At 62.7% G+C, this 6106-nt stretch carries 5 protein-coding genes and 1 pseudogene; 2 read left to right on the top strand and 4 right to left on the bottom strand.

Annotated features, from left to right (window positions below):
• From ACEW8G_RS12140 to pabB, 4 genes and pseudogenes are all read right to left on the bottom strand, one after another.
• Positions 1 to 179, bottom strand: a pseudogene (locus ACEW8G_RS12140) (transcriptional repressor); the annotation flags it as partial.
• Positions 180 to 227: 48 nt separating this feature from the next.
• Positions 228 to 926: a peptide-methionine (S)-S-oxide reductase MsrA gene (gene msrA, locus ACEW8G_RS12135; protein ID WP_373488679.1), complete on the bottom strand. Its 699-nt coding sequence runs from the start codon at positions 924 to 926 to the stop codon at positions 228 to 230.
• Complete coding sequence (locus ACEW8G_RS12130) at positions 926 to 1081, bottom strand: hypothetical protein (protein ID WP_373488678.1); 156 nt, start codon at positions 1079 to 1081, stop codon at positions 926 to 928. Before ACEW8G_RS12130 ends, msrA begins: the two co-directional genes overlap by 1 nt.
• A gap of 215 nt (positions 1082 to 1296) precedes the next feature.
• Positions 1297 to 3117, bottom strand: a complete 1821-nt coding sequence (pabB, locus tag ACEW8G_RS12125) for an aminodeoxychorismate synthase component I (protein ID WP_373488677.1) — start codon at positions 3115 to 3117, stop codon at positions 1297 to 1299.
• 104 nt (positions 3118 to 3221) lie between these two features.
• Between pabB and ACEW8G_RS12120 the strand changes: the two genes are divergently transcribed.
• Together ACEW8G_RS12120 and ACEW8G_RS12115 are read left to right on the top strand one after the other, a co-directional pair.
• Positions 3222 to 5198 carry a S9 family peptidase gene (locus ACEW8G_RS12120; RefSeq protein ID WP_373488676.1) on the top strand — a complete coding sequence of 659 codons (1977 nt, stop codon included), beginning with the start codon at positions 3222 to 3224 and terminating at the stop codon, positions 5196 to 5198.
• 24 nt (positions 5199 to 5222) lie between these two features.
• A partial coding sequence (locus ACEW8G_RS12115) for a serine dehydratase beta chain (RefSeq protein WP_373488675.1) occupies positions 5223 to 6106 on the top strand: 884 nt, incomplete at its 3' end.

Raw genomic sequence — 6106 nt, 5'->3', positions numbered from 1 at the left:
AGATCAGCGATGTCATAAGCCGATGCAGGCTTAGTGACCCCGGCAAGGCTGTCAAAGATTGACGCGCGCATATCGGTCCATTGCTCGCCCGCCTGAACCAGCGCGGCCTGCGCAGCGGCGGCCAGATCATGGCCATGATGTTCTGTGTGCCGATGGGCGTGTTGTTCTGCCGGTGCCATGCATGGCTATTTAGGCTGCATGGCCGCGCGATGCAATGATGCAAGCGCCTATCCGCGCACAGGTTTGGCCGCGTAGATCGCCGGGAAGGTGCGCTTGAGATTGTCGACCTTCACCTTGTCCCAGCGCAGGATATAAGGATGCGTCGGGTTCTTGAACATGAAGTCCTGATGATAGGTCTCGGCCGGATAGAAGGCCTTGAACGGCTCGACCTTGGTGACAATCCGCTTTTTCCAGGCGCCCGCCTGTTCGAGCTGGATGATATAGGCGCTCGCCGCCTGCGCCTGCGCCTTGGTGGTGGGCACCAGCGCGGTGCGATAATGCGCGCCGGTATCCGGCCCCTGCCGGTTCAGCGTGGTGGGATCTGCAACCACCGAAAAGAACACCTGAAGCAACTCGCCATAGCTCACCACAGCTGGATCATACACGATGCGCACCGCTTCAGCATGGCGGGTCGCGCCGGACGAGACCTTGTCATAGGTCGCATTGGCCTTGGCATCGCCATGATAGCCGGACACCGCGCTCTTGACGCCCTTGATATGGCTGAACACGCCCTCGACGCCCCAGAAGCAGCCTCCGGCAAAGATCGCAATCTGCTGCTTGGCCGGTTCGCTCGCCTTGAGCTTGGGGGCCGGGATGATCTTGGGCTCTTCAGCGGCGAGCGGCGAGACACCCATCGGTGCCACCAGAACAGCCGCCGCAAAAGCGCCTGCGATAACAAGGCCGGAAAAGACGCGCGGAAAGGTCATCAGACGTTGTGGCTTTCAATGCTGGCAAACAACGCGCCGACCTGCTCGCCAATCTTGGCGCGGTCGTCATTCGGTTGCATGGCGAAAAGGGCGATGGCGCCAATCAGGAAACCACCCATGAAGTTGCGGAACAGGTCTGTCTTTAAAATACGCATTAGGTCTCTTCTTGTCCTGATCCTGCAGAGGAGTTCGCGCCACGCAGGATATTGGTTACAGGCAGGCCGGTATCAACCGTTGCCTCGTCGAATCAGCCAGTCATTGCCGCCTGATGTGCGGACAATGTGCCTGAGATCGGTTTATCCGCTATGAACCAGCGCACAATCGCGCGTTCAGCAACCGACGAGCCGCCGGGAGGCTTCGACCAGCGTGGTTATTCAGCGATCAGCCGGGCGGGCATCAGCCCGCGCAAGGCGTTGCCAACGAAGAACCCGCCTGCCAGATCATCGCGGGTCAGCCGATGCTCGCGTGCCCTGCCCTCCTCGATTAGCGCGCGGCGCAGCACACCGGGCAGCAACCCGGTATCAAGCGGCGGGGTAAGCAGCACGCCATCGCGCTCGACAAACACATGGGTGAAGCTGCCCTCGGTAATTGCACCGCTAGCGTCCACGAACACCACTTCGTCCGCATTCAGCTCAGCGCGGGCGCGGGCGCGCGGCGCACCATAGCAGCTGCGGTCGGTGGTCTTGTGCGCCAGTCTCAGATCGTCGGCACCAAGTGTCATTTTCCGCACGACCACGTCAAGCGGGCGATCAAAGGCGGGCGGGGCGGGTCGCATCTCGATGGCGGTCTCGCCGCTCGCAGACAGCAACAGCCGCACCTTGGTGGGCACGTCAAGGTGGAAGCAGGCGTGGTTGAGCGCGTTGCGCACCGCGTGGCGGTCAAACGAAAAGCCCAGCGCCGCTGCGCTCGCCTTCATGCGCTCAAGATGCAGTTCCAGCCAGCCGATGCCGTGCGCCGGATCGAAACCCATCGTCTCGATCAGATCAAACTGCCGTGTTGCCCCGTCCAAAAACGCCCCCTTCAGCATGCACTCGTGCCACTCGTCATCAACTTGCGAGTCAGCGACCACGCCCGAGCCCAGCCCGAGCCGCAGCTTTTGGCTTTTCGCGGTGAGATGCAAGGTGCGAATCGCGACATTGAATGCAGCATCACCCGGCAAACCGTTTTTGGGCGGATCGATCCGGCCGATCGTGCCGCAATAGACGCCGCGCGGCTCGGGCTCGATGGCCTGCAGCAACTCCATCGCCCTGATCTTGGGCGCGCCGGTGATCGATCCGCATGGGAAGATCGCGCGGATGATATCGGTTGCATCCTGCCCTGGTCCTATGTCGGCGCGCACCGTCGAGGTCATCTGATGGACGGTGGGATAGCTTTCAATACGGAACAGATTGTCGACGCGCACACTGCCCGGCGCGGCGACGCGCGACAGGTCGTTGCGCAGCAGATCAACAATCATAAGGTTTTCCGCCCGGTTCTTGTCCGATGATGCCAGCGCCGCAGCAGCCGCTGCATCCGCTGCCGGGCCAGGAGAGCGCGGCGCGGTGCCCTTCATCGGACGAGCCGTGATCGTGCCATCGCACAGGGTAAAGAACAGCTCGGGCGAAAGGCTGAGCAGCCAGTCCGCGCCATCGAAGATCACCCCGCCATAGCCCGCCGCCGAACGGCTGCGCAGCGCGCGATACAATGCCAGCGGATCGCCGGAAAATGCGGCCGTGTTCTGGAAGGTGAGGTTCGCCTGATAAATATCGCCGCGTGTTATCGCGTCGCGCACGTCTTCGAACCGCCGGGCGTAGCCAGTCTGATCGAACGCCGGGCGCACCGGGCCAAGGAGCGGCGACCGCCCACAGCCCTGCCCGGCAAGCCAGCCATCGACTGCGCCGGGATCAAGAGTCTCATGACCTGCAAACAGCCCGAACCAGCCCAGCTGCATCGGCGGCAGCGCGTCGAGCAAGGGGGCGAGCCGTGGCTCAAGCGCATAGCCAGCCTCATAGGCGAGATATCCGGCCGCGTAGAGCCCATCGCGTTGCGCGTCGCGCAACCGGTCGAGCATATCGTGCAGTTCATCACCGGTGCGCGCGCTCAGACACTCGACCGGATCAGAATAAAGCCGCGCCGCGCTCGCCCTTGTGGTCCGGGCATCGTCCAACAACACAAAAGGTGCGCGTTCAGAAACGGAAACAGCGGTTGCCATGCGCCCGGCTTCTAGGGTCCGCACGCAGCAATGCCTAGCCAGCAATTGCATTGCGCCGCGCGCATCCATAGAGGAACATGCAATAACAACGGGAGAGCGAACAGATGCGCAGGCTGACAGGGATGGCATGGGGCTGTCTGGCCGCCAGCGCCGCGTTGATGACGCTGGCCACAGCCGCGCAGGCCGAAGAGGTCGATACGCCATTTCCCATCGCGCCCCCTGCTGCGATGCTTGCTGATGGCATTCCGCCAATCCCGCAAACCCTGGCCAGCGAGACGCGGCCCTATCTGGAATTTCGCACCGCAGGCTTTGTCGGCTGGAACCCGGCTGACCGTTCGATGCTGATCACCACACGCTTTGCCAATGTCGCGCAGTTGCACCAGGTGCGCAGCGCAGGAGCCGCGCGGCAGCAGATCAGCTTTGAGGAAGAGCCGGTCGCCAACGGATCATGGTCGCCCGATGGATCAATGCTGCTGGTGGAAAAGGACGCAGGCGGCAACGAGGTTGCGCAGATCTATGCGCTCGACAAGGGCCGCCTGACGCTGCTCACCGATGGCAAGAGCCGCCATGCGCTGGGGCCATGGTCGAAGGACGGCAAGCTGCTCGCCTATGCCAGCAATCAGCGCACCGGCATCTACAACGACATCTACGTGACCGACCCGCGCGATCCCAAGACCGCTCGGATGCTGATGGCGACCGAAAGCGGCGGCTGGGCAGCAATCGATTTCGCCCCCAACAACCGCGATCTGCTGGTGTTCAATTATATCTCGGTGACCGATAGCCAGTTGCACATCATCGATGTCGAAAGCGGCGCCATCCGGCAGGTGACCCGCGACACCGTGCAGGTCGCTTATGGCAATCTCGCCTTCGCCCCGGACGGACGGCTGTGGGTATCGTGCGACCGCGATTCCGATGTGCAGCGGCTGGGCATCCTCGACACTGGCACCGGCGTGTTCACTCCGATGATCGATGGCGGACGCTGGGATATCAGCAGTTTTGCGATCAGCAAGGATGGTGACACCATCGCCTATGTTGTGAACGAGGCAGGCTTTTCAAAACTTTACATCTATGATGTCGCAAGCGGCATCGCCCGCGCGGTGACCGGCCTGCCGCCCGGCGATATCGGTGCGCGGATGAGCTTTGCGCCCTGGGGGACCCTGGGGTTCACGGTCTATTCCAATCAGACACCGGGCGATGCCTACAGCCTTGACCCGGCAACGCTGGCGGTCACGCGCTGGACCGAGAGCGAAACCGGGGGGCTGGACCCGGCAATCAATGTTCTGCCCGAACTGGTCGAGATCAAGAGCTTTGACGGCGAGCCGATATCCGGTCTGCTCTATCGCCCCGACCCGGTGCGCCACCCGGGAAAACGTCCGCTGATCATGTCGATCCACGGCGGGCCAGAGGGTCAGGCGACCGCGGGCTTTATCGGGCGCAACAATTATCTGGTCAACGAACTGGGCATTGCCTTGTTCTACCCCAACGTGCGCGGATCGACCGGCTTTGGCAAACGCTTCGTCAGCCTTGATAACGGCCCGTTCCGTCGTGAGAATTCGGTCAAGGACATCGGCGCGTTCCTTGACCGGCTGGCCAAATACAAAACGCTCGATGCCAAACGCTTTGGCGTCACCGGTGGCAGCTATGGCGGCTATATGTGCTATGCCAGCGCCATCCGCTACGCGCGCCAGTTCAACGCGGCAAGCTGCATCGTGGCGATCTCGAACTTTGTCACCTTTCTTGAAAATACCGAGGAATACCGCCGTGATCTTCGCCGCGTCGAATATGGCGACGAACGCATCCCGGAACAGCGCGCCAAGCTGGAGGCGATCAGCCCGCTGGCGCGCGTCGATGAGCTGAAAATGCCGCTGCTGGTCGTCACCGGCGCCAATGATCCGCGCGTCCCCGCCAGCGAGGCTGACCAGATCATCGATGCGGTGCGTTCACGCGGCGGCATCGCGTGGCACCTGCTGGCGCGCAACGAAGGCCATGGCTTTCGCCGCAAGGAAAACGGCGACTTTCTGTTCTGGACGACGCTGGCCTTCTGGCAGCGCTATCTGCTGCGTGATGGCAAGCAGCCATGAGCCAAACCCAAGGGATGACGCATCATGGTCGCATCGGTCTTTGATCTGTTCAAGATCGGCATTGGGCCGTCGAGTTCGCACACCATGGGACCGATGGTGGCGGCGAACCGCTTTGTCGCGCGGCTCACCGATGCGAGGCATCTCGCGCAGGTCGTGCGGATCGAGACCCGGCTTTATGGATCACTGGCGTTGACCGGCAAGGGCCACGCCAGCGACCGCGCCATCCTGCTGGGGCTGTCGGGGCAAGAACCCCGCAGCTGCGACCCAGACAGCGCCGACCGGCTGGTGGAGACCATCCGCGCCGAGCGCGTGCTGCGTCTGGCAGGCCACCAGATAATCGGTTTTGATGAATCGGCAGACCTGTTGTTCCTGCAGCGCGAACGGCTCGATTATCATTCCAACGCGATGACCTTCACTGCTTTTGCAGCCGACGGCAGCGTGATCGACCAGCGCAACTTTTTCTCGGTCGGCGGCGGCGCAGTGGTCGATCAGGATGAGACCGGCGCCAACGCGCCTGCGGGCGATGGTCTGTGGGACCCTCCTCACGTGTTCTGCTCGGGCGCCGATCTGCTGCGCATCGCCAGCGATACGGGCCTCAGCATCGCCGAGATCACCCGCGCCAATGAACTGGCAGCGCACAGTACTGACGCATTGTCCGCAGGGCTGGCCGAAATTGCCGACGCGATGTCGGCCTGCATCGAGCGCGGTATCCGCAATGGTGGTGAGCTGCCCGGTGGCCTCCGGGTCAAGCGCCGTGCGCCGCTGATCATGGCGCATCTGATGGCGCGGCAGGAACGGATGCTGTCTGATCCGCTGACCGTGATCGACTGGGTCAACCTGTGGGCGCTAGCCGTGAACGAGGAGAACGCAGCCGGCGGCAAGGTGGTGACCGCGCCAACCAATGGCGC

It is taken from the genome of Blastomonas sp. (genome assembly GCF_041747255.1).
Classification (GTDB): Bacteria; Pseudomonadota; Alphaproteobacteria; order Sphingomonadales; family Sphingomonadaceae; genus Blastomonas.
The sequence above is the reverse complement of the archived record's forward strand: the minus strand, read 5'-3'. Positions and strand labels throughout refer to the sequence as shown.

Bases quoted from the DNA above. Each gene is read 5' to 3' on its own strand.
- pabB (WP_373488677.1), bottom strand. From the start codon at position 3,117: ATGGCAACCGCTGTTTCCGTTTCTGAACGCGCACCTTTTGTGTTGTTG.
- ACEW8G_RS12120 (WP_373488676.1), top strand. From the start codon at position 3,222: ATGCGCAGGCTGACAGGGATGGCATGGGGCTGTCTGGCCGCCAGCGCC.
- ACEW8G_RS12130 (WP_373488678.1), bottom strand. From the start codon at position 1,081: ATGCGTATTTTAAAGACAGACCTGTTCCGCAACTTCATGGGTGGTTTC.
- msrA (WP_373488679.1), bottom strand. From the start codon at position 926: ATGACCTTTCCGCGCGTCTTTTCCGGCCTTGTTATCGCAGGCGCTTTT.